The organism is Bradyrhizobium sp. 23AC, assembly GCF_054863025.1.
Window position 1 is genome coordinate 1 of record NZ_JAVAYN010000028.1, and the last position, 26,734, is coordinate 26,734.

At 64.9% G+C, this 26,734-nt stretch carries 22 protein-coding genes and 1 pseudogene; 15 read left to right on the forward strand and 8 right to left on the reverse strand.

Annotation, left to right across the window (positions count from 1 at the left end):
- From RAD10_RS37650 to RAD10_RS37670, 5 genes and pseudogenes are all read left to right on the forward strand, one after another.
- A pseudogene (locus RAD10_RS37650) lies at positions 1–103 on the forward strand (chemotaxis protein CheW); the annotation flags it as partial.
- A gap of 31 nt (positions 104–134) precedes the next feature.
- Positions 135–521 (forward strand): response regulator, encoded by a 387-nt coding sequence (locus RAD10_RS37655; RefSeq protein ID WP_461621416.1) that lies wholly within the window; start codon positions 135–137, stop codon positions 519–521.
- Positions 522–581: 60 nt separating this feature from the next.
- Positions 582–1,460, forward strand: a complete 879-nt coding sequence (locus tag RAD10_RS37660; protein WP_461621417.1) for a CheR family methyltransferase — start codon at positions 582–584, stop codon at positions 1,458–1,460.
- Between the two features lie 2 nt (positions 1,461–1,462).
- Complete coding sequence (locus tag RAD10_RS37665; protein ID WP_018321617.1) at positions 1,463–1,780, forward strand: hypothetical protein; 318 nt, start codon at positions 1,463–1,465, stop codon at positions 1,778–1,780.
- Between the two features lie 141 nt (positions 1,781–1,921).
- Positions 1,922–2,425 carry a response regulator gene (locus tag RAD10_RS37670; protein WP_461621418.1) on the forward strand — a complete coding sequence of 168 codons (504 nt, stop codon included), beginning with the start codon at positions 1,922–1,924 and terminating at the stop codon, positions 2,423–2,425.
- Between the two features lie 44 nt (positions 2,426–2,469).
- On the opposite strand, the gene RAD10_RS37675 is transcribed toward RAD10_RS37670, so the two are convergent.
- Positions 2,470–2,790 carry a hypothetical protein gene (locus RAD10_RS37675; protein ID WP_461621419.1) on the reverse strand — a complete coding sequence of 107 codons (321 nt, stop codon included), beginning with the start codon at positions 2,788–2,790 and terminating at the stop codon, positions 2,470–2,472.
- Positions 2,791–2,939: 149 nt separating this feature from the next.
- Here RAD10_RS37675 and RAD10_RS37680 point away from each other — a divergent pair, with 149 nt between their 5' ends.
- The gene (locus RAD10_RS37680) at positions 2,940–3,575 is read left to right on the forward strand and encodes a response regulator transcription factor (protein WP_026202588.1); all 636 of its coding nucleotides are present in this window, start codon (positions 2,940–2,942) and stop codon (positions 3,573–3,575) included.
- A gap of 140 nt (positions 3,576–3,715) precedes the next feature.
- Here RAD10_RS37680 and RAD10_RS37685 read toward each other — a convergent pair whose 3' ends face one another.
- Positions 3,716–7,309 (reverse strand): PAS domain S-box protein, encoded by a 3,594-nt coding sequence (locus RAD10_RS37685; RefSeq protein WP_461621420.1) that lies wholly within the window; start codon positions 7,307–7,309, stop codon positions 3,716–3,718.
- Complete coding sequence (locus tag RAD10_RS37690) at positions 7,287–7,706, reverse strand: response regulator (RefSeq protein ID WP_095425507.1); 420 nt, start codon at positions 7,704–7,706, stop codon at positions 7,287–7,289. The genes RAD10_RS37685 and RAD10_RS37690 overlap by 23 nt, the downstream gene beginning before the upstream one ends.
- Positions 7,707–8,098: 392 nt before the next feature.
- Between RAD10_RS37690 and RAD10_RS37695 the strand changes: the two genes are divergently transcribed.
- The gene (locus RAD10_RS37695; protein ID WP_461621421.1) at positions 8,099–10,240 is read left to right on the forward strand and encodes a methyl-accepting chemotaxis protein; all 2,142 of its coding nucleotides are present in this window, start codon (positions 8,099–8,101) and stop codon (positions 10,238–10,240) included.
- A 1-nt stretch (position 10,241) separates the two neighbouring features.
- Here RAD10_RS37695 and RAD10_RS37700 read toward each other — a convergent pair whose 3' ends face one another.
- Complete coding sequence (locus RAD10_RS37700) at positions 10,242–10,955, reverse strand: GntR family transcriptional regulator (protein ID WP_461621422.1); 714 nt, start codon at positions 10,953–10,955, stop codon at positions 10,242–10,244.
- A 94-nt stretch (positions 10,956–11,049) separates the two neighbouring features.
- On the opposite strand from RAD10_RS37700, the gene RAD10_RS37705 reads away from it, so the two are divergent.
- The 6 genes from RAD10_RS37705 (at position 11,050) to RAD10_RS37730 (ending at position 17,453) form a co-directional block, all read left to right on the forward strand.
- Positions 11,050–12,069, forward strand: coding sequence for an ABC transporter substrate-binding protein (locus RAD10_RS37705; RefSeq protein WP_461621423.1), 1,020 nt, complete (start codon positions 11,050–11,052; stop codon positions 12,067–12,069).
- Positions 12,069–12,830, forward strand: coding sequence for an ABC transporter ATP-binding protein (locus RAD10_RS37710; protein ID WP_018321609.1), 762 nt, complete (start codon positions 12,069–12,071; stop codon positions 12,828–12,830). The genes RAD10_RS37705 and RAD10_RS37710 overlap by 1 nt, the downstream gene beginning before the upstream one ends.
- Before the next feature lie 11 nt (positions 12,831–12,841).
- Positions 12,842–13,705, forward strand: a complete 864-nt coding sequence (locus tag RAD10_RS37715) for an ABC transporter permease (RefSeq protein WP_461621424.1) — start codon at positions 12,842–12,844, stop codon at positions 13,703–13,705.
- A complete protein-coding gene (gene araD / locus RAD10_RS37720; protein ID WP_461621425.1) occupies positions 13,702–15,441 on the forward strand; it encodes an L-arabinonate dehydratase in 1,740 nt (579 codons plus the stop codon). The genes RAD10_RS37715 and araD overlap by 4 nt, the downstream gene beginning before the upstream one ends.
- 126 nt (positions 15,442–15,567) lie before the next feature.
- Positions 15,568–16,287: a ribonuclease activity regulator RraA gene (locus tag RAD10_RS37725; protein ID WP_461621426.1), complete on the forward strand. Its 720-nt coding sequence runs from the start codon at positions 15,568–15,570 to the stop codon at positions 16,285–16,287.
- Positions 16,288–16,361: 74 nt separating this feature from the next.
- Complete coding sequence (locus RAD10_RS37730; RefSeq protein ID WP_461621427.1) at positions 16,362–17,453, forward strand: SMP-30/gluconolactonase/LRE family protein; 1,092 nt, start codon at positions 16,362–16,364, stop codon at positions 17,451–17,453.
- Between the two features lie 163 nt (positions 17,454–17,616).
- Here RAD10_RS37730 and RAD10_RS37735 read toward each other — a convergent pair whose 3' ends face one another.
- Positions 17,617–19,722, reverse strand: a complete 2,106-nt coding sequence (locus tag RAD10_RS37735; RefSeq protein ID WP_461621428.1) for a S9 family peptidase — start codon at positions 19,720–19,722, stop codon at positions 17,617–17,619.
- A 153-nt stretch (positions 19,723–19,875) separates the two neighbouring features.
- Between RAD10_RS37735 and RAD10_RS37740 the strand changes: the two genes are divergently transcribed.
- Together RAD10_RS37740 and RAD10_RS37745 are read left to right on the forward strand one after the other, a co-directional pair.
- The gene (locus RAD10_RS37740) at positions 19,876–21,312 is read left to right on the forward strand and encodes an MBOAT family O-acyltransferase (protein ID WP_461621429.1); all 1,437 of its coding nucleotides are present in this window, start codon (positions 19,876–19,878) and stop codon (positions 21,310–21,312) included.
- Positions 21,312–22,424, forward strand: coding sequence for a hypothetical protein (locus RAD10_RS37745; protein WP_461621430.1), 1,113 nt, complete (start codon positions 21,312–21,314; stop codon positions 22,422–22,424). Before RAD10_RS37740 ends, RAD10_RS37745 begins: the two co-directional genes overlap by 1 nt.
- A gap of 100 nt (positions 22,425–22,524) precedes the next feature.
- On the opposite strand, the gene RAD10_RS37750 is transcribed toward RAD10_RS37745, so the two are convergent.
- The 3 genes from RAD10_RS37750 to RAD10_RS37760 form a co-directional block, all read right to left on the reverse strand.
- Positions 22,525–23,712, reverse strand: coding sequence for a pyridoxal-phosphate-dependent aminotransferase family protein (locus RAD10_RS37750; RefSeq protein ID WP_461621431.1), 1,188 nt, complete (start codon positions 23,710–23,712; stop codon positions 22,525–22,527).
- 102 nt (positions 23,713–23,814) lie between these two features.
- Entirely contained in the window at positions 23,815–24,540 is a 726-nt protein-coding gene (locus RAD10_RS37755) for a thermonuclease family protein (protein ID WP_461621432.1), read from the reverse strand.
- 279 nt (positions 24,541–24,819) lie between these two features.
- Positions 24,820–26,547: a hypothetical protein gene (locus RAD10_RS37760; RefSeq protein ID WP_461621433.1), complete on the reverse strand. Its 1,728-nt coding sequence runs from the start codon at positions 26,545–26,547 to the stop codon at positions 24,820–24,822.
- Positions 26,548–26,734: the final 187 nt, after the last annotated feature.

Consider the following 26,734-nt stretch of genomic DNA (forward strand, 5'->3'; position numbering starts at 1 on the left):
CAAGCTCGCCGGCGGTGTCCATCGCCTCGACGGCCAGCTCATGGTCGTCCTCGACGTCGATCGCGTCCTCGAGCTCGAAACCAAAGTGCAGATGGCTGCGTGAGCCAACGAAACATCGAAGCCGGAGAACCAAAATGAAGACCTGCTTGGTGGTTGATGATTCCAGCGTCGTTCGCAAGATCGCGCGCCGGATCCTGGAAGGCCTGGAATTCCAAGTCACCGAAGCCGAGGACGGCTCGAAGGCGCTCGAGATCTGCCAGCGGCAGCTACCCGATGCGGTGCTGCTCGACTGGAACATGCCCGTGATGGACGGCTTCGAATTCATGGGCCACATGCGCCGCCTGCCCGGCGGCGACCGGCCCAAGGTGGTGTTCTGCACCACCGAGAACAACGTGGCTCATATTGCCCAGGCGCTCAGCGGCGGCGCCAACGAGTACATCATGAAGCCTTTCGACAAAGACATCATCGCCGACAAGTTCGCTGAAGTTGGTTTGATCCCGGTCGGACAAGCCATGGTCTGAGTGTGTCTGGCCCGCGTATTTAGGCCAGAGTGTTCCAGTACAGCTTCGAAGAGGCCATCCGTGACCCCGACCGAGTATGAGTATCTGCGTAAGTTCCTAAAGGACAATTCCGGTCTCGATCTCTCCGCAGACAAGCAATATCTGATCGAAAGCCGCCTGCTGCCACTGGCCCGCAAGGCCGGACTCTCCGGCATCGGCGAGCTCGTGCAGAAGCTGCAAGGCGGCTCGCGCACGGTGATCACCGACGTGGTCGAAGCCATGACCACCAACGAGACCTTCTTCTTCCGCGACAAGGTCCCGTTCGATCATTTCCGCGACACCATCATGCCCGAGATTATCAAGGCGCGGGCCGCCCGCCGCAGCATACGGATCTGGTGCGCCGCCGGCTCGACCGGGCAGGAGCCCTATTCGCTGGCGATGTGCCTGAAGGAAATGGGCGCGGCCCTCACCGGCTGGCGCATCGAGATCATCGCGACCGATCTGTCGCAGGAGGTGCTGGAGAAGGCCAAGGCCGGAATCTACAGCCAGTTCGAGGTGCAGCGCGGTCTGCCGATCCAGATGCTGATGAAATATTTCAAGCAGACCGGCGAGACCTGGCAGGTCAATCCCGAATTGCGGGCGATGATCCAGCACCGGCAGCTCAACCTGCTGCACGATTTCGCGCAGCTCGGCACCTTCGACGTCATCTTCTGCCGCAACGTGCTGATCTATTTCGATCAGGACACCAAGATCAACATCTTCAACCGGCTGGCGCGCCAGATCGAGCCCGACGGCTTCCTTGTGCTGGGGGCGGCCGAAACCGTGGTCGGCCTGACCGATACGTTCCGGCCTATTCCGGAGCGGCGCGGCCTCTACAAGCCGAACGATCCGCGTGCCGCAGCCGCCAAGCCGGCTCTCGCCGGCGCCGCGCCGCGCATGGCGGCCATGGCAGGGCGATAGACATGGCCGAGGATGGCAAGGGTACGGAACGCGTGACTTTCAGTCGCGGCTACGATGTCTGCATCATGGCCATCGACGGCACCTGGCGCCGCGACTGCAAGCTCAACGCGATCTCGGATACCGACGCCATCCTCACGGTGGAAGGCTCGATCCAGGGGTTGAACCTGAAAGAGTTCTTCCTGCTGTTGTCGTCCACGGGCCTCGCCTACCGCCGCTGCGAGCTGGTCCGCGTCAACGGCGCCGAGATGGACATTCAGTTCCTGCGCGGCAAGAACAGGAAGAAGCGCGGCGCAGCCGGCGGCCGCGACGAAGCGGCGTGATCTGCCCGCATCCGTCGCCGTCTTTTCCGGCCCGTTGCTTCACATTTTCTGAAAACATCCGAATGAATTCGCGACAGGACCTTTACGTGGCCTAAGCGCGAACCGTGTATCCATCGATGGTCCCAATCTCAGGATACTGAAATGCCCAGAAGTTCTCTTTCCCCCATCACCTCAAACCTGCCCGACGGCGCCGAGCGGCGTGCGCTTCAGCTCCTTGTGGTCGATGACGACGCCACGCAGCGCAGCCTGATCACGGTCGCCGCCAAGCAGGCCGGCCACGAAGTCACCGTGGCGCCGTCAGTGGCGGATGCGATCGAGAAGCTCCGCGCCGCGCGCTTCGACTGCGTGACGCTCGATCTCGTGCTGGAGGATGGCGACGGCATCGACGTGCTGCGCGAGATGGCGGCGGCGAAGTTCGGTGGCGCCGTGATCGTCATCAGCGGCATGGACGGCAAGCGTCGCAGCGCCGCCCGCAGCTTCGCCCGGTCCGTCGGGATCGAGCTCCAGAGCCTGCCGAAGCCGCTCGACCTCGCGGCCTTGCGTATCAGCCTCGCCAATCTCGGTAAGACCGCGATGGGCCTTCCGGCGATCCATACCTGGGGTGGTGTCGCCACTGACGCGATCGTGGAACGGCACCGCGCCTAGGCCGCGGAGCTGCCATGCGGCCGCTGCGCCGCGCTGATCGCGATTTATGCCGGGCTACCGGATTCCGTGAGGCATTGCAGGGCGTGGCCAAGGCCCGCCCGGCAGGTGTTGAGGGCGGCGCTCGCCGTCGCATAGCGCGGCGTGACGTCGTCGAGCACGAAAATGCCGGTGGAACCGGCCGGATCGCCGTTATCGTCGTGCGCCAACCCCATTTCCAGCAGGCCAGCTTCCATCATGGCTGCGTCGATCAGGCGCATGCTGCTCTCGATCCGTGTGATCAGGGCGCGAAGATCGGCAACGATCAACTGACGGCTGTCAGTTTCAGGCATCGCGATGAGCGGGGGTGTGCTAGCGAAATTTAGCATGGATATTCTCCGTACCCCGCAATTAGGCACCCTGCCGCTACTTGTGCGTTAAGTCCATGTCCCGTACAAATACGGGTGGGCCGAATCCGCGCCGAACGCCATAACGGTTGGCGCGGACGCGAGTCCTTCATGCCAACTGGATGTGGCACATGGCCGAACAAAGCTCTCGCGGTGAAATCTTCGTGGTCGACGACGACCCTGCCGTTCGCGACACCCTGTCGATGGTGTTGAAGGCGGCGGGCTATGAGGTGATCTGTTTTGCGGACGGCGCAGCGCTGCTCTCCGTCGCGCGAAACCGCACACCGGCTGCGATCCTGCTCGACGTGAACATTCCCGGAAAGTCGGGCCTCGACATTCTGAAGGAGCTGCACGGCGAGGATTATCCGGCGCCGATCTTCATGATCTCCGGGCAGGGCGACATCGCGATGGCGGTGGGCGCGATCAAGAGCGGCGCGCTGGACTTCATCGAGAAGCCCTTCCGCGGCAGCGAGATCGTCGGCCGGCTCGACGAGGCGATCGGCGCCTATGCGCGCAGGCAGGCGGAGAACGCCTCGCCGAAATTCGGCTCCCTGCATTTCCCCGGACGTGAGCCGCTGACGCGCAGGGAGCGCGAGGTGCTCGAGCAGTTCGCCTCCGGTGCGTCCAACAAGGAAGCCGGCCGCACCCTCGGCATCAGCCCGCGCACCATCGAGGATCACCGCGCCAACATCATGAAGAAGCTCGGCGCGCGCAACGCCGCCGATCTGATCCGCATCGTGATGACCGCGGCCCAGCGCGCGTCGTAACTCGTGCCCCGGACGCAGCGCATCACGCAATGATGCGCTGCGTCCGGGGCCCATCTCTCAAATTTCACCGCTGATAGTTCTGGGTCCCGGCTCTGCGTCGCAGCGTTGCACGCTGCGCCTTGTTCGGGACACAAGAGCAATCAAGCGCTCAGCGCCTTGCGGATGATCCGCGCGAGATCCGATTTGCGATAAGGCTTGGCCAGCAGCAGAACGCCGGAATCCAGCCGGCCGTGATGGATGATCGCATTCTCGGTATAGCCTGACGTGTAGACCACCCTGAGATCGGGGCGTGTCTTCATCAGTTCGTCGGCGAGCTGCCGTCCGTTCATCTTGCCGGGCATGATGACGTCGGTGAACAGCAGGTCGAACGGCTTGCCGGCGGCAACGATCGCCAGCGCCTCCGCCGCGTTCGCGGCCTGCAGGGTGACGTAACCCAGCGCATGCAGCTGCGCCAGCACGTAATCGCGCACCAGCCGGTCGTCCTCGACCACCAGGATCGTCTCGTGTCCACCCTCGATCGTCGCCGGCGTCACGCCCTCGCCGATGGCTGTCGGCGTCGTGCCGGGCGGCAGATACATCTTGATCGTGGTGCCGTGGCCTTCCTCGCTGTAGATCTTGATGTGGCCTGCGGACTGCTTGATGAAGCCGTAGACCATCGACAGCCCGAGCCCGGTGCCCTTGCCCGGTCCCTTCGAGGTGAAGAAGGGGTCGAACACCCTGGGCAGCATGTTTGCAGGGATCCCGGTGCCGGTGTCGCTCACGGCGATCAGCACGTAATGGCCGGGACGGACGTCGTTGCCGCTGGCATAGACCTCGTCGAGATAAGCGGCGCCGGTCTCCACGATCAGCTTGCCGCCGCCGGGCATGGCGTCGCGGGCATTGAGCGCGAGATTGAGGATCGCAGTGGTGAGCTGGTTGGGATCGACGATCGCAACGCAATTCTCGTCCTCGAACACCGATTCGATCTGGATCTGCTCGCCGAGCGTCGGCCGCAACAGCTTCGCGGTGTCTACCACCAGCGAGTTGATGTCGATCTCGCGCGGCTGGAGCGGCTGCTTGCGCGCGAAGGCCAGCAGGTGCTGGGTCAGATCGGCGCCGCGCGCGGCGGCCTCGTCGATCATCTTCGTGATGGCCGCAAGCTGCGGCTCCTTCTCGACGGCCTCCGCGAGAATCTCGATCGTGCCGGTGATGACAGTGAGGATGTTGTTGAAATCGTGCGCCACGCCGCCGGTGAGCTGGCCGACCGCCTCCATCTTCTCGGCATGGCGGATGCGCTCCTCGGCGGCGATCTTGTCGGTGAGGTCGCGGTAGAAGACGTTGAACAGCAGGCCTTCGCGGCGCTTCAGCGCGGTGACGCTCAGCTCGGCCTTGAATTCCTTGCCGTCGCGGCGGCGGCACATCAGCTCGCGGCGGCGGTTCAGCGTCCTGCCGTCCTCGTTCTCCAGGAATTGCTTCAGGCCGGCCCTGACCCTGTCGCGTTCGCTCTCGGCGACGATGAGGTCGATCGTGCTCTTGCCGAGCACCTCGTCGCGGCGCCAGCCGAACAGCTGCTCGGCCTGCGAGTTCCAGTTCAGGATGCTGCTGGTCTCGTCGGTCTGGATGAAGGCGTCGAGCGAGGTCTCGACGATGTTTCGGGCGAGTCGCTCGCTCTCGCGCAGCGATTCCTGCGCGAGCCGCGCTTCCGTCATGTCGCGCCCGACGAAGAAGAAGCGCTGCGCCTGCTCGGACCAGTTGCCGAGCCAGGACAGCCAGACCTCGTGCCCGCTCTTGTGGAAGCAGCGGGTGTCGGCGAGCTTGGGGCGCTCGCCGCGCCGCAGCGCGCGCATGTCCTCGCGCGATTGCGCCAGATGGTCGGGGTGAACGAAGTCGGCGCCGCTGCGGCCGATCATCTCGTCCGGCCGGTAGCCGAGAATGGTCTCGCTGCTCGGGCTGATCTGCGCGACATGGCCCCGCGGGTCCATGACCATGATCAGATCCTGCGAGGTGTCGAAGATCTGCCGGCGCTCTTCGCGCTGCTGCTGCAACTGCCGCTCGGCCCGCCGCGCCTCGGTGAGACTATGCGCGGTCCCGGAGACGCCGATGATCTCGCCGGACGGCCCCCGGATCGGCGAGAGGCTGAGCGAGATTTCGACCGGCGTGCCGTCCTTGCGCAGGCGCACCGTCTCGAACCGCTCGATCGGCTCGCCCCGCGCGATCCGCGCCAGATAGCCCTTGCCATGCTCGCGGCGGTCGGGCGGCACGATGATCGCGGTGGATTTCCCGATCGCCTCACTCGCCGAATAACCATAGAGCCGTTCGGCGGCCGGATTCCAGCCCGTGATGATGGCATCGAGCGTTTGCATCACGATCGCATCGTCGGATGATTCGACGGCGGCGCTGAACAATTGCTCGCGTGCTGCATGATGGCTTCGTGCGGCCTCGGTGCGTCGATGCTCGCGGATCTCGCGCTCGAGAGCGGCTGTCTTCGCCCGCGTCTCTTCGACCATCTGGGCGAAAGCCCGCGCCAGCACGCCCGTCTCGCCGCTCGCATCGACGGGAATGTCGGCTGGCCGTCCGTTGCCGATGGCCTCCACCGCCGCGGTCAGGCGACCGATCGGACGAGTTAGCGAGCGCGCAAGCAGCACCGCGAGTAAGGCCGCGGCGAGGACAGCGAGGATACCGACGAGTAAGGACGTTCTTTGAATCGCCGCCGGTACGAGGCCGAACACCGGCGCGGGGATCGTCTCGATGATTGCGACCCATTCTTTGCCCACGAGCAGCGCCGGCGCGATCGCCGCCCCGCTCGGCCGGCCCGACCCGTCGGTCATGAGGCGCGTGGATCCCTCCAGCGTACCGGTCAAGGCACCAAAATACGGAAAGTCCTTGCGCCAGTCGTTGGGACGATCATGCAATGCGCCGAATTCTCGCGTGCGATCCGGATGAACGAGATAGTCGCCGCGCGAATTCACGATGTAGATCTCGCCCCCCGAGGTCGATGTCGCGCGGACGCGGTCGAGCGCCGGACGCATGTCGATATTGGCGATGATGATGCCGAACGGCTTGCCATCCGGCGTGAACAGTGGCGTTGCGACCCGCAGCGTCGGAACGTGCAGGGCGGTGGTGCCTCCCTGGCGGGTCGCGAGATCGATGGGTGAAACGTAAATCTCGCCCGGCGCCAGACGTATCGTGTCCTCAAAGTACGTTCGTTCGCCCTTGCGCTCCAGTTCGCCGCTGGGGACGATCCGTGCCGTTCCATTCGGGCCAGAGCGGTCGACGCGGACCAGCTCGCGCTGATCGTCGTCGAGACCGATGATGCGAAACTGCCCGTAGATGGGTTTGGCCTCGATCTCGGCCGCGAGCCGCGTGGCGATACGCTCGCGCCAGGTTTGCTCCGAGACGCCGTCTGAAGGGTCAATTCCACCGGCCACGTGAGCGCGGATCAGGCCATTGATCGCCGCGGCAGAGCGATAGCCGATCAAATCGCCGCGGGCCCCGGCAACATAGGATTCCAGATTGGCCGCGAGCAGGCGCGATTGGGCCCCGACCCGCTCCAGGACGCGCGGAATCACCGCTTGCGTGGTGTTGCGAAAGCCGAGCCATCCGACTGCGGCCACGGTGACCGCCACCAGCAGGATCATCGCGATCGCCAGCCGCGTTGCGAGCGTCATGCGGATGTTCGCAGGGCTTCCCGGATGACCGCGCCTGGTCTGGCCTGGAGCAGAAGCGCCGCCGTCATCGGTGGCCGGAGCTGACATCGGACCCCTCCGGCTCGCCTGCTTTCAGGCAGCCATCGACCGCGGCGAGCAGGGCGTCGGGCCGGAACGGTTTTTGCAAACTTGCCACCGCGCCGAGCTTGGTCGCCATCTTCAGGAAGTCCGGCTCCGCATAGGCATCCGGCGTGATCGAACGGCCGGAAATGACGATGATCGGAATGGCCGGCGCCAGCACCCGGATGTGACGCATCGTCTCCAGCCCGTCCATGCCGGGCATGAAGATGTCGAGAAACAGGAGGTCGAACCGGCTGGCCTCGAACAGCGCAAGTCCCTTGCGGCCATCGCCCGCGACGGTGACGTGATGACCGGCCCTCTCCAGGAGCAGCCGGATCGTGAGTTGGACGGCCGGGTCGTCATCCACAATCAGGATGTTGGCCACGTCAGAATTCCTCCGGGTCGCATGGCACGCTCCCGCGACCTCAAATCAAAGCAACAAATGCGAAATTGTTGCGCGGATTCTGGCCGCGCCGCAAGCGCCTCGCGTCTGCCGCGATTGCCTTTCCCTGGCGCGCCGGTAGCCAACGCCGTCGAATACCATACGCACTCTTGCGTGCATATGAGTTCAAATTTCGGCTCCGAATACCGTAACCCATTTCAAAAACGAGAGATATTACTCTCGCCGTAGTTGTACGGAACCTCGGCCTTCACGATGGATTAAAGGCCGTGGACTACAATCTCCGATAGTTTCCGAACGTATTTCGCGCATTTCATTTCCGCATTCTGGCAACCGACGAAGCCGTCTCCCCAACCGGCATCAGCACGAGACCTCTCATGTTCAAATCGATCGCGAACACCGGAATTCGCACCCGGCTGCTCGGCGGCTTTGCGTTGATCTGTGGCCTGCTCGCGGCGACCGTGATCTACACCGTTGCCGCCGTCTCGGACATTTCGTCGCGGATCAGGGCGGTGGTGGACCAGCGCGCGCCGGTCGCGATCGCCAGCACGGAGCTCGTCGGCAATCTCTATTCCACGCTTTCGACGCTGCGCGGCTACCTGCTGACGGGCGATGCGCAGGGCAAGCGCGACCGGGCCGCGGTCTGGGCCGAGCTCGATCGCACGGCCGCCGCGGTCGACCGCATGGCGGAGGGCTTTTCCAATCCGCAGAACAAGACCAACTGGAGCGAAGCCAGGGCGCTGATGGCGGAATTCCGCCAGGCCCAGGACAAGGCCGAGCTGGCTGCCTTCACCCCATCGGCCTATCCGGCGAGCGAGCTCCTGGCGAAGGAGGCCGCGCCGCTGATCGCGACCATGTTCGCCGAGATCACCGCGATGATCGACGAGGAGGAGGCGCTGGAGGCGACGCCGCAGCGCAAGCGTCTGCTCAAGACCTTTGCCGATGTGCGCGGCAATCTCGCCGCCGCGGGATCGCAATTGCGCCTGTACGTGGCCTCGGGCGAGGCCGCCGATCGTGACAAGTTCGAAAAGCCGCTGGCGACCTTCAGGGCCGCGCTCGCATCGGTCGGCACCCAGGCGGATCTGCTCACCGAACGGCAGGCGACCGCTTACCGGGCCATCGTCAAGGCGAATGAGGCCTTCACCCCGCTGCCGCAGAAGATCTTCGCGCTCCGCCAGACGCCGCAATGGAACATGCCGGTCTTCATCCTGTCCACCGAAGCCGCGCCGCGCGCCGCCCGCATCCTCGATCTGCTCGACGGCCGCAAAGACGCTGACGGCAAGCGCTCGGGCGGTCTGAAGAGCGACCAGCAGTCGAAGCTCGCCGACGACGCGCGCAATGTGGCCGACGCGGTCGAGCGGTTGCTGCTGCTGCAATGGATCCTGCTCGCCGCGGGGCTTGCGCTCGCCACAGTGATTGCGATCCTGGTTGCGCGCTCCATCACCCGTCCGATCGTCGAGCTGGTGAGCGATTCCGCGCGCCTGTCCGGCGGCGACACAAGTGTCGAATTCAGGACCGCCGAGCGCGGTGACGAGATCGGCGTGGTCTCGCAGGCGGTGGCCAAATTCCGGGACAATGTGATCGCCCAGCAGCAGGCGGCGGCGTCTCTCGCGCGCGAAGCGGAAGCGCGCGAAGCCGCCAACCGCAACATGGAGGACGCGGTCGAGGACTTTCGCGCGACCTCGCGCGACCTGCTCGCGCTGGTCGGCGAGAATGCGGGCACCATGCGGCAGACCGCGGAGAGCCTCGGCGGCATCGCCAATCATGCGACGAGCCAAGCCGCGTCCGCAGCGACCGCCTCCGAACAGACCGCGGTCAACGTCCAGACCGTCGCCGCGGCGGCCGAGCAGCTCGCGGGCTCCATCGTCGAGATCGGCCGGCAGATCGAACTGTCCAACAAGACCGTGCGCTCTGCGGGCGAGGTGACCGCGCGCTCGGAGAGCGAGATCGAGGGGCTCGCGCAAGCCGCGCAAAGCATCAGCTCGGTGGTCGATTTGATCCAGGCGATTGCGGCCCAGACCAACCTGCTGGCGCTCAACGCCACCATCGAGGCCGCGCGCGCCGGCGAGGCCGGTCGCGGCTTTGCCGTGGTCGCGTCCGAGGTCAAGGCACTGGCCGACCAGACCCGCAATGCGACGCAGGAAATCGCGCAGCACATTGCCGCGATCCAGAACTCGACCGGCAGCGCGGTCGCCTCCGTCAAGGAGGTCGCAACCGCCATGCGCCGGATCGACGAGGTGACCGCGGCGATCGCCAGCGCCGTGGAAGAGCAGGGCGCGGCGACGCGCGAGATCTCGCAGAACGTCCAGATGGCGGCATCGGGGACGCAGACGCTGGCAAGCAGCATCGGCACCGTCTCCGGCGCCATCGCGGAAACCAACCGCTCGGCCGATGACGTGATGGGGGCCGCGAACCACGTCTCGGGGGCGGCCGAACGCCTCGCCACCGAGGTCCAGGCCTTCTTCGTCAGGCTGCGCACCGGTCCGACGGAACGGCGCAGCGGCCGCGACGCGGCCTGATTCAATCGGTCAGATATTCCGGATAATGGCTCCGGATCTTGTCGAGTTCGCTCAGCGTGCCTGACAGATGCTTGCGCAGATGCTGTTGGGCGGCGTCGGCGTCGCCGGCCTCGATCGCGCGGGTGATCAGCTTGTGGTGACGGACGATGTTCTGGGCCTTGCCGGGCGAGGGCAAATGCAGCCGGCGCAGCCGGTCGATATGTCCGCTGCGGCTACGCACCAGCGTCCACAGCTCCTGCTTGCCGGCCGCGGCATAAAGCTGCGCGTGAAAATCATTGTCGGCGGCGATGAAGCTCTCGAAGTCTCCAGCCTTGGCGAACTGCTGCTGAAGCGCGATCACATGGTCGAGGCGGAGGACCAGGGCCTGGTCATGTTGCTCCGCGAGCAGCCGGACGATTTCGAGCTCGAGCGCCTGGCGCAGGAAATGGGCCTGTTCGGCGCGGCCGACATCGACCCGGCTGACCACGGTCGCGTGCTGTGGAAACACGTCCACGAGCCCTTCTTCCTCGAGCCGCATCAGGGCGTCGCGGATCGGCGTCGAGCTGACGCCGAATTGCGCGGCGAGATCGGTGCGTGACAGCGGCGAGCCCGGGGGCAGTTCGAGCGCGAGAATGGCGTTGCGCAGCCGCTCGAACACCTGCGGCGCGGCCTGCCGGGCCCGGTCGAGCCGCGCGCCGGGGCGGGTCGCGCGGGGCGCGGGATGGGCTGTTTCCATGACGACGGCTCCGGCGGACTTGCCTTTAATGCACTAATGCATTAGTGCATTAGCAGGATCGCTCGTCAATGGCGGTCGGAGGAAACGAACAATTATGATCAAGCCATTCCAGCGTGGCGCTGCCGCCATCGCCCTGATCGTCGCAACCGTGCTGGCGGCTTCGCCGGCGCGTGCGCAGCAGAAGTCCGAGATCGCGCTGTCGCGCCAGCCCGGCATTTTCTACATGCCGAGCCACATCATGGAGAAGCTGAAGCTGATCGAGAAGCATGCAGCTTCACTCGGCGTCGCAGGCATCACCACCAAATGGATCACTTTCTCCGGCGGCGGCGCGCAGACCGATGCGCTGCTCGCGGGCGGCGTCGACATCCTCAACACCGGCACCGGCAATCTTCTGCTGCTGTGGGACCGCACCCGCGGCGGGGTGAAGGGCATCGTCGCGACCTCGGCGCAGCCGATGACGCTGATCAGCCGCGACGCCAACATCAAGTCGATCAGGGATTTCGGCCCCTCCGACAAGATCGCGGTGCCGACCGTCAAGGTCTCGACCCAGGCGATCGTGCTTCAGATCGCGGCCGCCGAGGCCTTCGGCGCCGATCAATGGTCGAAGCTGGACGCCAACACCGTTCAACTCGGTCATCCCGACGCCTATGCGGCGCTGTCCAATCCCAAGCACGAGGTGCACAACCACTTCTCGATTCCGCCGTTCACCTTCCTGGAGCTGAAGAACGTGCCGGGCGCGCATATCGTGCTGTCATCGCCGGATGTGATGGGCGGGCCGCTCAGCCAGGCGCAGTTCTTCACCACCACCAAATTCGCCGAGGCCAATCCAAAGATCATCCAGGCCGTGCGCGACGCGACCAAGGAAGCGCAGGCCCTGATCCGCAGCGACACCAAGCAGGCGGTCGAGATCTACAAGGAGATCACCGGCGACAAGACCTCGGTCGAGGAGCTGCTCGATCTGCTCAAGGAGCCCGGCATGATGGAGTGGAATCTCGAGCCGCAGGGCACGATGAAGTTCGCCGCGCATCTGTTCAAGACCGGCACGCTGAAGAGCCAGCCCAAAGCCTGGACGGATTACTATCTCCCCGTCGCGCACGATCTGAAGGGCAACTGATGGCGCTGCTCGACGTCAGCTCCGTGACGCTGCGCTACAAGACCTCCAGCGCAGTCGTCACCGCCACCGAGAGGGTGAGTTTCACGGTCGACAAGTCCGACCGCTTCGTGCTGCTCGGTCCGTCCGGCTGCGGCAAGTCGACCCTGCTCAAGGCCGTCGGCGGCTACATGACCCCGAGCGAGGGCCGCATGACCATCGGCGATCGCGAGATCCACGGTCCCGGCGCCGACCGCATGATGATCTTCCAGGAGTTCGACCAGCTGCTGCCCTGGAAGAGCGTGCTCGCCAACGTCATGTTTCCGCTGCTGACCGCGCGAAAGCTGTCGCGCAGGGACGCCGAGGCGAAGGCACGGGCCTATATCGAGAAGGTCGGCCTCACCCGCGTGGTCGATGCCTATCCGCACACGCTCTCCGGCGGCATGAAGCAGCGCGTCGCGATCGCGCGGGGCATGGCGATGGAGCCTGATATCCTCTTGATGGACGAGCCGTTCGCGGCGCTCGACGCCCTGACGCGCCGGACCTGCCAGGATGAGCTGCTCCAGCTCTGGAGCGAGACCAAATTCACAGTGCTGTTCGTGACCCATTCGATCGCGGAAGCGATCCGCATCGGCAACCGCATCCTGTTGTTGTCGCCGCATCCCGGCCGCGTCAAGGCCGAGGTGATCGACGTCGACAAGGTCTCGAACGAGGACGGCAGCGCCGGCCGGCTGGAGAAGGAGATCCACGATCTCCTGTTCGCCGGCGAAGCCACCGCGCATTGAAGGAGCCTCTGATGGGCGAAGCCAAGATATTGCTGCGGACCGAGCCTGCCGCCGCCAGTTCAGCCGCGGGCGAGGTCGAGCGCAAGCTGAGCGTGCTCGAGCTGTTGTGGAACGACGGCTTCGTCCGCAAGTCGGTGATCATCCTGTTCCTGGCGGCGGTCTGGGAAGCCTACGGCGTCGCTCTCGACAATCCGCTGTTGTTCCCGACGCTGCACGATACCGCCATCACGCTGTTCGACCGCGTCAAGGACGGCACCATTCCGATGCGGGCGTGGACGTCGCTGAAGGTGCTGTTCATGGGCTATTCGGCCGGCATCGCGCTCGCCGCGATCTTCACCGTGCTCGCGATCTCCACCCGGATCGGCACCGACTTCCTCGAGACGGTGACGGCGATGTTCAACCCGTTGCCGGCGATCGCCCTGCTGCCGCTCGCTTTGATCTGGTTCGGGCTCGGCAACGGCAGCCTCGTTTTCGTGCTGATTCATTCGGTGCTGTGGCCGGTCGCGCTCAACACCCACTCCGGCTTCAAGAGCGTGTCCAACACGCTGCGCATGGTCGGCCGCAATTACGGCCTGCGCGGATTGCCTTACGTGGCGAAAATCCTCATTCCCGCGGCCTTCGGCTCGATCCTGACCGGTCTCAAGATCGGCTGGGCCTTTGCCTGGCGCACGCTGATTGCGGCCGAGCTGGTGTTCGGCGTGTCCTCGGGGCAGGGCGGGCTTGGCTGGTTCATCTTCGAGAACCGCAATCTGCTCGACATACCCGCGGTGTTCGCGGGCCTCTTGACGGTGATCATCATTGGGCTCTTTGTCGAGAACCTGATCTTCCGCGCCATCGAGCGGAACACCGTGCAGAAATGGGGCACCCAATCATGACCAAGAAGAAAATAACGCCCGACCAGCTCCGCAGCGCGCGCTGGTTCGCGCCCGACGATCTGCGCTCGTTCGGCCACCGCTCCCGCACCATGCAGATGGGCTACGCGCCGGAGGAGTGGAAGGACCGGCCGATCATCGCGATTCTCAACACCTGGTCGGATGCACAGCCCTGCCACATGCATTTCAAGTCGCGCGTCGACGACGTCAAGCGCGGCATCCTGATGGCCGGTGGATTGCCGCTGGAGCTGCCGGCGCTATCGCTGTCGGAATCGCTGCTGAAGCCCACCACCATGCTCTATCGCAATCTGCTGGCGATGGACGCCGAGGAGCTGCTGCGCAGCCATCCCGTCGACGGCGTGGTGCTGATGGGCGGCTGCGACAAGACCACGCCGGCGCTGCTGCTGGGTGCGACGTCGATGAACATTCCGGCGATCTATCTGCCGGCCGGCCCCATGCTGCGCGGCAACTGGAAGGGCAAGACCCTCGGCTCCGGCTCGGACGGCTGGAAATATTGGGACGAGCGCCGCGCCGGAAAGATTTCCGACAAGGACTGGCTCGATATCGAGGCCGGCATCGCCCGCAGCTACGGCACCTGCATGACCATGGGCACGGCCTCGACCATGACCGCGATCGCCGAAGCGATCGGCATGACGCTGCCCGGCGCCTCCTCGATTCCCGCGGCCGACGCCAACCACATCCGCATGGCCTCTGAATGCGGCCGACGCATCGTCGAGATGGTCTGGGAGGATCTGACGCCGAAAGTGATCCAGACGCGCAAGGCGTTTGAAAACGCCATCGCGGTGGCGATGGCGATGGGCTGCTCGACCAATGCGATCATCCATCTGATCGCGCAGGCCCGCCGCGCCGGCCTCGACATCGGCCTCGACGATTTCGAGAAGGCCAGCCGCAAGGTGCCCGTGATCGCCAACGTGCGGCCGAGCGGCGATGCGTATCTGATGGAGGACTTCTTCTATGCCGGCGGCCTGCCGGCGCTGATGGGGCAGATCAAGCCGCATCTGCATCTCGATTGCATCACCGTCACCGGAAAGACCATCGGCGAGAATATCGAAGGCGCCGAAGTTCACAACGACGACGTGATCCGCGGAATCGACAATCCCATCTACAAGGAGGGCGCGCTGGCCGTGCTCAAGGGTAATCTCGCGCCCGACGGCTGCGTGATCAAGCCGAGCGCCTGCGCGCCGCGCTTCCTCAAGCACACAGGCCCCGCGCTGGTGTTCGACGACTATCCCTCGATGAAGAAGGCGGTCGACGATCCCAATCTCGATGTCACCGAGGACCACATTCTGATCCTGCGCAATGCGGGGCCGCAGGGCGGCCCGGGCATGCCGGAATGGGGCATGCTGCCGATCCCGACGAAACTGGTGAAGCAGGGTGTGCGCGACATGGTGCGCATCTCGGATGCGCGCATGAGCGGCACCAGCTACGGCGCCTGCATCCTGCACGTCTCGCCGGAATCCTACATCGGCGGCCCACTGGCGCTGGTGCAGAACGGCGATCGCATCACGCTCGACGTCGCCGCGCGCACCATCAATCTCGACGTCCCCGAAGCCGAGCTGGAAAAACGCCGCGCCACTTGGAAGCAGCCCGAGCGCCGCTTCGAGCGCGGCTATGGCTGGATGTTCACCAAGCACATCAAGCAGGCCAATGACGGCTGCGACTTCGACTTCCTCGAGACCGATTTCGGCGCGCCAATCGGCGAGCCGTCGATTTATTAGCCCCACTGTCATTCCGGGGCGCGCCCCTTGGCGCGAGCCCGGAATCCATACTCCCGATCGTGGTTATGGATTCCGGGCCTGGCCCTGCGGGCCATCCCGGAATGACGAAAGAGAGAGTTCGACCAAATGACAAAACTTTCCGAAGCCACCCGCAACAAGCTCAAATCCGTCTCCACGGCCACCGTCGCCACCGCGCTGTTCAAGCGCGGCCTGCGCATCCAGATGATCCAGGACGTGCATCCGCTCGGTGCCGACCAGCCGACCATGGTCGGCGAGGCCTTCACCCTGCGCTACATGCCGGCACGCGAGGATCTCAACACCATCGACGTGTTCAAGGATCGCTCGCATCCGCAGCGCAAGGCGGTGGAGGATTGCCCGGCCGGCAGCGTGCTGGTGATGGACAGCCGCAAGGACGCGCGCGCGGCCTCGGCCGGCGCGATCCTGGTGACGCGCCTGATGAAACGCGGCGTCGCCGGCGTCGTCACTGACGGCGGCTTTCGCGATTCCGCCGAGATCGCCAGGCTCGGCATCCCCGCCTATCACCACCGTCCCTCGGCACCGACCAACCTCACGCTGCACCAGGCGATCGAGATCAACGTTCCCATCGGCTGCGGTGACGCTCCGGTATTTCCCGGCGACATCATCCTCGGCGATGCCGACGGCGTGATCGTGATCCCCGCGCATCTCGCTGATGAGATCGCCAACGAGACCTTCGAGATGACGGCGTTCGAGGATTTCGTCACCGAGGAGGTCGGCAAGGGCCGCGGCATCTTCGGTCTCTATCCCGCCACCGATCCGCAGACGCTCACCGATTTCGCGGAGTGGCGGAAGAAGAACGGCCGGTAAGGCCAGCGCCAAACCGCGTCAAGAAACAGGCCGGCCACATCAAGCGCCGGCCTTTTATCACCAGGGAGGATTTTATGAATTTCACGCGACGCAATCTCGTGGCCGGCGCTGGCGCAGCAATGACGTCCACGCTTCTGGCCCGCGCCGCCGGCGCCCAGTCGTTCCCGTTCACGCCGAACCAGCGCTACCCCGACCCCGCCGTCCAGATCCTCGATCCCAGCTTCACAAAATATCGGCTCTACTCCTCGACGGTCGAGCAGGTCGCATCAGGCATGCGCTGGGCCGAAGGCCCGGCCTATTTCCCCGAGGGCGGCTATCTCCTGTTCTCCGACATTCCCAACAACCGGATCATGAAGTTCGACGAGAAGACCGGGCAGACCAGCGTGTTCCGCGCCAATGCCAATTACGCCAACGGCAATGCGAGGGATCGCCAAGGCCGTCTCGTCACCTGCGAGCATTCCGTCACCCGCCGCATCACCCGCACCGAAAAGGACGGGAAGATCACCGTGCTCGCCGACAAGTTCGAGGGCAAGCGGCTGAACGCGCCGAACGACATCGTGGTGAAATCCGACGACAGCATCTGGTTCACCGATCCCTTGTTCGGCATCAACGGCGAGTGGGAGGGCAAGAAAGAGAAGGCCGAGCAGGCCACCACCAACGTCTACCGCATCGCCAAGGACGGCAAGATCAGTGCCGTCCTCACCGACCTCGTCAATCCCAACGGCCTCGCCTTCTCGCCGGACGAGAAGAAGCTCTACATTGTTGAATGGAAGGGCACGCCCAACCGCAGCATCTGGAGCTACAATGTCGGCGACGATGGTTCGCTCAGCGGCAAGACCAAGCTGATCGACGCCGCCGACCAGGGCTCGCTCGACGGTGTCCGCGTCGACCGCGACGGCAATCTCTGGTGCGGCTGGGGCTCCAACGGCGCGCTGCAGGGCGAGCCGACCGATGTCGGCGGCCGCAAGGTGTTTCAGCTCAGGGCCAAGCCGGAAGATCTCGACGGCGTCATGGTGTTCAACGCGGACGGCAAGCCGCTCGCCTTCATCAGGCTGCCCGAACGCTGCGCCAATCTCTGCTTCGGCGGCCCGAAGAACAACCGGCTTTATATGGCGAGCAGCCATTCGGTGTATGCGCTGTATGTCGAGGCGCACGGGGCGGTGTGAGTCTTCGCCTCTCCCCGCGCTGCCGTAGGGTAGGCAAAGGCGCATTTGCGCCGCGCCCACGTTCTGTTCGAAACGGTCCGAGATCGTGGGCACGCTTCCGCCGTCGCTCTGCGAGCTACGGCGGACAAGTCGCTTTGCCCACCCTACAAGATTGTGGGTGTGGCTACACCCCGGCCTGCGCCATCCCCGCCGCCCACAGCGCGAACGCATAGACGATCGCCACCTCATCCAGCCGATCGAACCGGCCCGACGCGCCGCCATGGCCGGCGCCCATGTTGGTGCGGAGCAGGACAGGGCCGCCGCCCTTCATGGTGGCGCGCAGGCGCGCGATCCATTTGGCGGGCTCCCAATAGGTGACGCGCGGATCGGTCAAGCCGCCCATCGCCAGGATCGCCGGATAGTCCTTTGCCGCGACATTGTCGTAGGGCGAGTAGGACAGGATGGTTCGAAAATCCTGCTCGCTCTCGATCGGGTTGCCCCATTCCGGCCATTCCGGCGGCGTCAGCGGCAGGGTGTCGTCGAGCATGGTGTTGAGCACGTCGACGAACGGCACTTCGGCGACGATGCCGGCGAACAATTCGCCGGCGCGGTTGGCGACCGCCCCCATCAGCATGCCGCCGGCCGAGCCGCCATGGCCGACGATGCGTTTTGCGCTCGTGTACTTCGCGGCGATCAGCGCCTGCGCGCTGGCGGCGAAATCGTCGAACGAATTCGTTTTCTTCTCGCGCTTGCCGTCGAGATACCAGCCCCAGCCCTTGTCGGCGCCGCCGCGGATATGGGCGATGGCGTAGACGAAGCCGCGGTCGACCAGCGACAGGCGGTTGGCGTTGAAGGAGGCCGGCATCGCCATGCCGTAGGAGCCGTAGCCGTAGAGCAGCAGCGGCGCCGTGCCGTCGAGCTTGAGCCCACGACGGTAGAGGATCGACACCGGCACCTCGGCGCCGTCCTGCGCCTTCGCCGTGATGCGCGTGGTGACGTAATCGGCCGCATCGTGGCCCGACGGGATCTCCTGGCGCTTGCGCAAGGTGCGCGTGCGCTTGCCCATGTCGTAGTCATAGACTTCCGACGGCGTCGTCATCGACGAATAGGCAAAGCGCAAATTCGTCGTCTCGAATTCGTAGGAGCCCATCGTATCCAGCGAATAGGCGGCCTCATCGAAGGCGATGGCATGCTCCTCGTTCGAGACGAGATCGCGGATCACAATCGCCGGCAGCGCATTGGCGCGCTCCAGCCGCACCAGATGCCCGGCATAGAGATCGAGGTCGATGAGGTAGATGCCGGGACGATACGGGATCAGATCGCGCCAGTTCTTGCGCTCGGGCGAAGAAAGCGGCGCCGTGACGATCTTGAAGTCGATGGCGTCGTCGGCATTGGTGAGGATGAAGAGCTGGTCGCCGCGGTCGGCCAGCGAATATTGCACGCCTTCCTCGCGCGCCGCGACGAGGCGCGGCGGCGCCTCTGGGTTGGCGAGATCGATCAGCCGCTGCTCCGAGGTCTCGTGGTCGCCGCCGGCGATCACGCAGAAGCGGCCGCTGGTGCTCTCGTGCAGATGGGTGAACCAGCCGGCATCCTGCTCTTCGTAGACCAGCGTGTCGTCGGCCTGCTTGGTGCCGAGCCTGTGCCGCCACACCTGCATCGGCCGGTGATTGTCGTCGAGCTTCACATAGAAGAAGCTCTTGCAATCCGCGGCCCAGACGACGCCGCCATCGGTCTCCTCGACCACGTCGTCGAGATCCCTGGCCGTTGCCCAGTCGCGCACGCGGATCGAAAAATATTCCGAGCCCTTGGTGTCGGCGCTCCAGGCCTGCAACTTGTGATCGTAGGAGTGCCGGCTGCCGCCGAACCTGAAATATTTGTGATCCTTGGCGAGCGCGTCGCCGTCGAGCACGATCGCACCGTCGCCGCCGTCGCGCGGCATGCGGCCGAACAGCTCGTGCTGTCCGCCCTCGCGAAACCTGCGGAAATAGGCGAACGGGCCGTCGGGCGAGGGCACGCTGGAATCGTCCTCCTTGATCCGCCCGCGCATCTCCCGCACCAGCGTCTTCTGCAGGGATGCGGTGTGGCCGAGCAGGCTCTCGGTGTAGACGTTCTCCTCATCCAGATATTTGCGGATGTCGGGATCGAGCACCTTGGGATCGCGCAGCACCTCCTGCCATTGCGCGTCCTTCAGCCAGGCATAGTCGTCGGTCACGGTGATCCCGTGCCGCGTGAAGGAATGCGGCCGGCGCGGGGCGACGGGGGGCTGGGAAGGGGTTTTGGCCTGGGTCACTCGGTCCTCATCTCAATACGTGTTCCATCTTATATCGTCCCGCTTCCACGAATTGCCAGCGCAGCCAAAGACAGGAACGTGCCAAGTCGCCGGGTTGTTGATGGGGCGCTTGTATGCTTTACGGACCAAAATCCCCGCCGCTGGTCCAGCCTGATGCTGTTCAACTCCTACCCGTTCATCCTGTTGTTCCTGCCGGTCGTGCTGGCCGGCTATTTCTGGCTCGGGCGGCGCAGCAATCTCACCCCGGTGATCTGGCTGGCGCTGGCCTCGCTCGCCTTTTACGCCATCGGCAACTGGCAGTTCGTGGCCCTGTTGCTGCTGTCGATCGCCTTCAACTACGGCGTCGGCCATCTCCTGATCGTCGCGGAGCTCGGCCCGTCAGGCCGAAAGGTGGCGCTCGCGCTTGGTGTCGCCGGCGATCTGCTGGTGCTCGGCATCTTCAAATATGCCGGCTTCGTCACCGAGAACGTCAATGCGCTGTTCGGCTCGCATCTTGCGGTTCACATCCTGTTGCCGGTCGGCATCTCCTTCTACACCTTCACGCAGATTGCGTTCCTGGTGGACGCCTATCGCGGGCAGGTCGCGGCCTATGCGCTGCCGCATTACGCGCTGTTCGTGACTTATTTCCCGCATTTGATCGCCGGGCCCATCCTCCACCACAAGGATATGATCCCGCAATTAGAGCGGAAGGAGACGAAGCATCCGGACGGACATCTCATGTTGTGCGGTGTCATCATCTTCGCCATCGGCCTGTTTAAGAAGACCTGTCTTGCCGACGGCGTCCAGCCACTGGTCGCGCTCGCCTTCGAGGCGCGCTTGCCGAGCTTCGACCAGGCCTGGCTGGGCGCACTTGCCTACACGTTCCAGCTCTATTTCGATTTCTCCGGCTATTCCGACATGGCGATCGGGATCTCGCTGATGCTCGGCATCTTCCTGCCCGTCAACTTCAACTCGCCCTACAAGGCGACCAGCATCGTGGAGTTCTGGCGCCGCTGGCACATGACGCTGTCGCAATTCCTGCGCGATTATCTCTACATCCCGCTCGGCGGCAACCGCCACGGCCGCTTGCTGCGCTATGTCAATCTGATGATCACGATGCTGCTCGGCGGGCTCTGGCACGGTGCCGCCTGGACTTTTGTCATTTGGGGCGCACTGCACGGGGCCTATCTCTGCGTCAATCACGCCTTCAACGCCCTGATGCCAACCATTCCGTCGGCCCTTGCGCGCCCGGCTCGCATCGCCGGAGCAGCGCTGACGTTCCTTGCCGTCGTCGTCGCCTGGGTGTTCTTTCGCGCCGAGAGCGTTGCGTGGGCGCTGCGGGTGCTCCACGCCATGGCCGATCCCTCGAACATCCTCTTCGGCCGTGAGGAGATCGCAGCGCTGGTGCTGGTCGCCGTCTACGCCGCGCTGGTGTGGCTGGCGCCGAACACGCAAGGCATCTTGGGATACGATCATGCCAATCGCCGGGTCGGCGAGAATTTGCGGGCAGGGCGCATGCGGCCGCTGTTTCTCTACGGCGCATCGCTGGTGCTTGCGTTCGGCATCTTGGGCATCCAGAGCCACAGCGAATTCATCTATTTCCGGTTCTGATGCGCAGGCCGTTCACCAGTCTCAATCGCCTTCTGCTCGCGTGCATTGCATTCGTGCTCGGTGCGGCCGTGCTCACCTACGTCGTCGATCCCCTGCAGCTGTTCCGCCCCTCGCGCACCGCCTTCTATTCCGATGACACGCGCGTGCAGAATGCCGGGCTGATCCGCAGCCAGACATTCGACACCGTTTTCATGGGCACCTCGCTCGCGATCCATTTCCGCCAGAGCGACATCGACCGCGCGCTCGGCGTTCGCTCGCTCAAGCTGGCGATGACCGGCTCCAACTCGCGCCAGCAGGGTTTTGTGCTGGAGCAGGCGATCGACCGCGGCGCAAGGCGCGTGATCTGGGCCATGGACGATTTCATCTTCGTTGATGCGGCCGACATCGAGGCCGATCCCTATCTGTCCGTCGATCTCTATCGCGGGACGGCCAAGGGTATCGCGTCCTATCTGTTCAGCGCGGCGATGGCGAAAGACTCACTGTTCGCGCTGCTGCGCTCGGTCCCGCCGTTGCACGGGCCGCTGACCCGCGCGGCGCCGTTTCTGCCCGTCAAGTTCGCGCTGGCTGATGTCGACGACATCTACGCGCTGCCGCGTGATTTCAACATCGCGCGCGAGTATAATGCGAAGAGGACGCTCGCCGCCTTCGCCTACATCACGAGCCCCGTACGCAGCCGCTTTCTCGGCGAAGGCTACGGCTATGAGGCCATGGCCAGGCATTTCGAGCGCGATGCCGTCGGCCTGATCACGCGCCACCCCGACGTGACCTTCGACATCTACTTCCCGCCCTATTCGATCCTGCAATTCGTCGCGATGCGCGATGCCTCGCCCGAGACGCTGAAGATCGTCACCGATCTGACGGCACTTATGGCGCAGCGCCTGACGCAGCTTCCCAACGTGCGCCTGCACGATTTCCGCGCGATCAAATCGGTGACGCACGATCTCGATAATTACGGCGACGTCATCCACCATTCGCCGGCGGTCGATGCGAAAGTACTGCAGTGGCTGAGAAGCGGGGAGTATCGGGTCGATCCGAAGACGCCGACGGCGTCGCTGGATGAGCTGAAGGCGCAGGTCGGGGCGTATCGCGTGCCACGAGCGAGCCTGCCGTAGCCCGCATGAGCGAAGCGACATGCGGGGGTCTTGCAAGATCCCGGGTGTCGCTTCGCTCACCCGGGCTACAAGACCGTGTTCACAGGGACGACAGCGGCGCTTACACCGCCACCTCGTCGCCGAGATACGCCACCGCGGCTTCCAGTCCGCCCTTGCCGTGCGGGATCTTCAGGGCGTTGAGGCCGATCTCGATCACCCCGAGCGTGCCGAGCAGCATCGGCGCGTTGACATGGCCCATATGGGCGATGCGGAAGGCCTGGCCCGAGAGGTCGCCGATGCCGGTGCCGAGCACGACGCCGCACTTGTCCTTGCAATAGCGTTGCAGCACCGCGGGATCGTGGCCGTTGCTCATGGTCACCGTGGTCACGGTGTTGGAGCGCTCGTTGGCCTCTGCCACGTTGAAGCCGAGCACCTGGCCTTCCGACCATGCGCCAACCGCGCGGCGCGCGGCTTCGCCGAGCAGGCTGTGGCGGCGGAAGGCGTTCTCAAGGCCTTCCTCGTGCAGCATGTCGATCGCCTTGCGGAGCGCGAACAACAGATGCACCGGCGCGGTGCCGGCGTATTTACGATAATTCTCGGTGCCCTCGCGCTCGCTCCAGCTCCAATAGGGCGTCGACATGTTGGCCTTCTTGTGCACCTCGAGCGCGCGCGCATTGGCGGCGACGAAGCCGAGGCCGGGCGGCGTCATCAGGCCCTTCTGCGAGCCGGACATCGCAACATCGATGCCCCATTTGTCCATCTCGAACGGCATGCAGCCGAGCGAAGCGACGGTGTCGACCATGTACAGCGCGGGATGGCCGCTGGCCTTGATCGCCTTGCCGATCGCCTCGATGTCGTTCTGCACGCCCGAGGCCGTGTCGACCTGGACCACGACGACGGCCTTGATGGTGTGCTCCTTGTCGCGGCGCAGGCGCTCCTCGACCTCGTGCGGCCGCACTGCGCGGCGCCAGTCTCCCTTGAGCACCTCGACCTCGGCGCCCATCAGCGCTGCCGCATTGCCCCAGCCGATCGCGAAACGGCCGCTCTCCAGCACCAGCACCTTGTCGCCGCGCGACAGCACGTTGCTCAGCGCCGCTTCCCAGGCGCCGTGGCCGTTGGCGATATAGATGTAGGACTTGCCCTTGGTCGCAAACAGTTTCGAGATGTCACCGAGCAGGCTCTCGGTCAGGTCGAGCATCTCCTTGGAGTAGATGTCGATCGCCGGACGGTGCATCGCCCGCAGCACCTCGTCGGGCATCGTGGTGGGCCCGGGGATGGCCAGAAACTCCCGGCCCGCGCGAACGGTCATTGCTGTCAGTCCTTATTGCCAGAGAACAGATGGGTGGGTCGCTGTAACAACGGTTTTACGCGGGGCGAGGGCCTTGGAAAAGCGTCCAAAATGCAGGTCTGGTTATCGCTTCGTCTCGCGGCAGCCGGCGGCTTCCGCCTCCTCGACCGAGCAGAACCAGCGGGTGCCCTTGCTGATCTTCATCTTGATCTGGGTGTACCAGCGGCTGGTTGGCTGGTGAAAGATGCATTCGCCGGCGCTGTTGACGTTGCCCTTGATGGTGCAGTCGGGGGAAGGCGCCACCGGTCCCGAGGCCGAGGCGAGCAGCACCGCATGCGCCCCGTCGGGCGGCTTGGTGGCGCCGAGGATGACGGTCTTCTTGTTGCGGACGCGCCAGTCCCAGGGCGCGATGAAGGCACCCTGCCACATCCCGGCTTTTGCCTCGCGCGCGGCGGCCTCGTCGGGCTCGTAGTCCTTGGAGATGCGGGTGTAGGCCAGCGCCCAGCCGCTGCGCACCAGCCATTTCTGGATATCCTCGCCGCCGACCTCGCAGCGCGCCACGGTGCGGCCGCGCCGGTCGATCGAACGGGTGTGGCAGACCCAGCTCTTGCCCTCGGCATATTTGGCGAGCTCGTCGCGCGCCGCGACGCCGCAGGTCCAGCGCTCGGCCTTGGTGTTGAGGCAGAGCTGGTCGACCGCAGGCGCGTCGATGCCGCCGAGCCGGATCCGCGTGTTGCCGATCACGACGGCATCGCCGGCGCGGACTTTTGCGGTGCCGGTGATGTCGGCGGCCTCGGCCAGCGACGGGAGAGCGAGCAAGGACAGCGCAATCAGGATCTTTCGCAGCATGCCGTTCCGCGTGTGATGAAAATCTCGATAGATCGCGCAATTGTGGTCGGCTTTTGGCCGTCGGGCCAGCGTATGCCTAACAGATAGGCTTTCAACTTCCCGTCATTGATCGACGGTCACTCGGCTCGTGTCCCGGACGCGGTGCGGCGTGCAACGCCGCTCCGCAGAGCCGGGACCCAGAAATTTACAGACACATCTCGCGGAGGCATAGGCCCCGGCTCTGCAGCGCACCGCCGAAGGGGCGCTGCGCTGCGTCCGGGGCACGGATACAGTGTGCCCTCACCCCCGCGTCATCGCCCGCTTCGCCACCGCCAGTCCCATCAGCACGAATGCCGACGTCACCTCCGGCCCGCCCACCAGGATCCGCGTCGGCGTCTTCATCTTGTTCCACTCATAGGCGCGGAACGGGCCGCGGCGGCCGCCTTCGCCGAGACCGGCGACGATCACGTTCAGCGCCGGCGCGAAGGCGCGCGGGTCGGCGCCGAGATGGCCGAGCGCGATCAGCGCCAGCGCCGCGTCGAACACGTTCATCTCCGCCGCCATCAGCTCGCCTTTGACGTAGGACAGCACGCGATGGCGGATGAAGTCGAAATCGCCGGCGGGATCGATCGCGGCCTGCGCCGCCAGCGGCAGCGCCAGGAACGCCGCATAGCAGCGGCCGAAATAGGCGCTATAGAGCTCGGGCAGATAATAGATGTGCGAGCGCGGATTGGCGAAGGCGCCGCTCGCCGCCAGCCGCTTCTGGAAACCGATGATGCGATGCACCGTGGCGAGCCGCGACGGCGTCTCCAGGACTCTCCAGCGCGCGAGGTTGCGAAAGCTCACCTCGAGGATGTCGAGATTGAGCGTCGGATCGAGATCGTTGCCGTAGGGACGCTCGCCCTTGAGGTTGTCGATCCAGGTCGCGACGCCGCCCTCATAGTCGATATTGTCGTTGAGCGGCACGGTCACGCGCGGTTCGTTGACGCCGGCGCGCACCTGGTAGCCGGCGTAGAAATCCAGCAGCGGCTGATTGATGATCTCATCAAGGCAGCCGGCCTGCGTCGCAGCGGAGATCGAGCAGGCCGTGGTGTCACAATCCGGCACGTAAACGCCGAAGCCGAGATCCTGCTTGATCTGCGCGAAGTAACGCGAAAAGCGCGGATGCGGTGGGGGCGCCAAGGCGGTGACGACGTTGAAGCGCGCGCCGTCGATGCCTTCGACCTCCTCGCGGCTGATGTTCACGCAGAAATCCACCATGTCCGCGATGGCGCGCTGGGCCGCGATCTTGTCGGCCGGCGAGGCGAGTCCGGTCTCGCCATAGCTCAGCAGTGCCTCGATGAAGAACGCATCGTAATAGGCCGAGCGGTGGCGGATCTGCACCGGTTCCCACATCGGCTCCGCGACCCCTCGCCAGGGCGGATTGACGACGGCACGCGCTGGCGAGCGCGCGATGAAGACACGGGCGAGGTTGAACAGCAGCGAGGAATTCTTGTAGCCGCGCGCATTGAGGCCCGTGAGCGCCATGATCAGCTCGCGGCCGCGGAAATCAGGATCGCCGATCAGGTTGAAGGCGGCGTAGGTCGGCAGGAAACCGTTCTTGCGGTACGAGCCGAGCAGATGCTGCGCGCAGTCGCGGATCACGCCGTCGATCTGCGCCTCTGGCGGCGCGGAGCCGGTGAACATCGCCGGCGGCGGCTTCGGATGGTCGAGCGCGATGCTGTCGACGAGATCGGCGACCGGCTGGCCGACCGCCGCCCAGTCGGGCTCGGTCTCGTCGCGGGCGCGCGCCAGCGCCTCGCGCAGCGCCGTCAGCCTGGCCTCGTCACGCAGCTCGGGCAGCCCGGCCCGCCGCAGCAGCACCCGCAACGCGGGATTGCCGAGCGCGGTCTTGTAGAATTTGGCCAGGTGCGGATCGCCACTGGCCGTAACAGACAATACGGGATCGCACACATCGTAAAGCGAGGGGCCGTCCTTCCGGGCAGTCAGCGCCCGGCAGGCGGCGCCGGCAAAATAATGAAGGCTCATGAAATACCTGGTCGCGGGGCCTTGGTCGGGGACCGGCGCGCTCCCATCTGCGCGCCGCCCCCTTGCCAAGTCGTTGAAAAGGCTACCCGGATTCGCAGGAAATTCAAATGTGATGGAGGTCACGGAAAAAGCCGGCACGAAGGCTGCATGATCGAGGCTCGAAAAGGGGTGCCGGGGGGCAAAAACG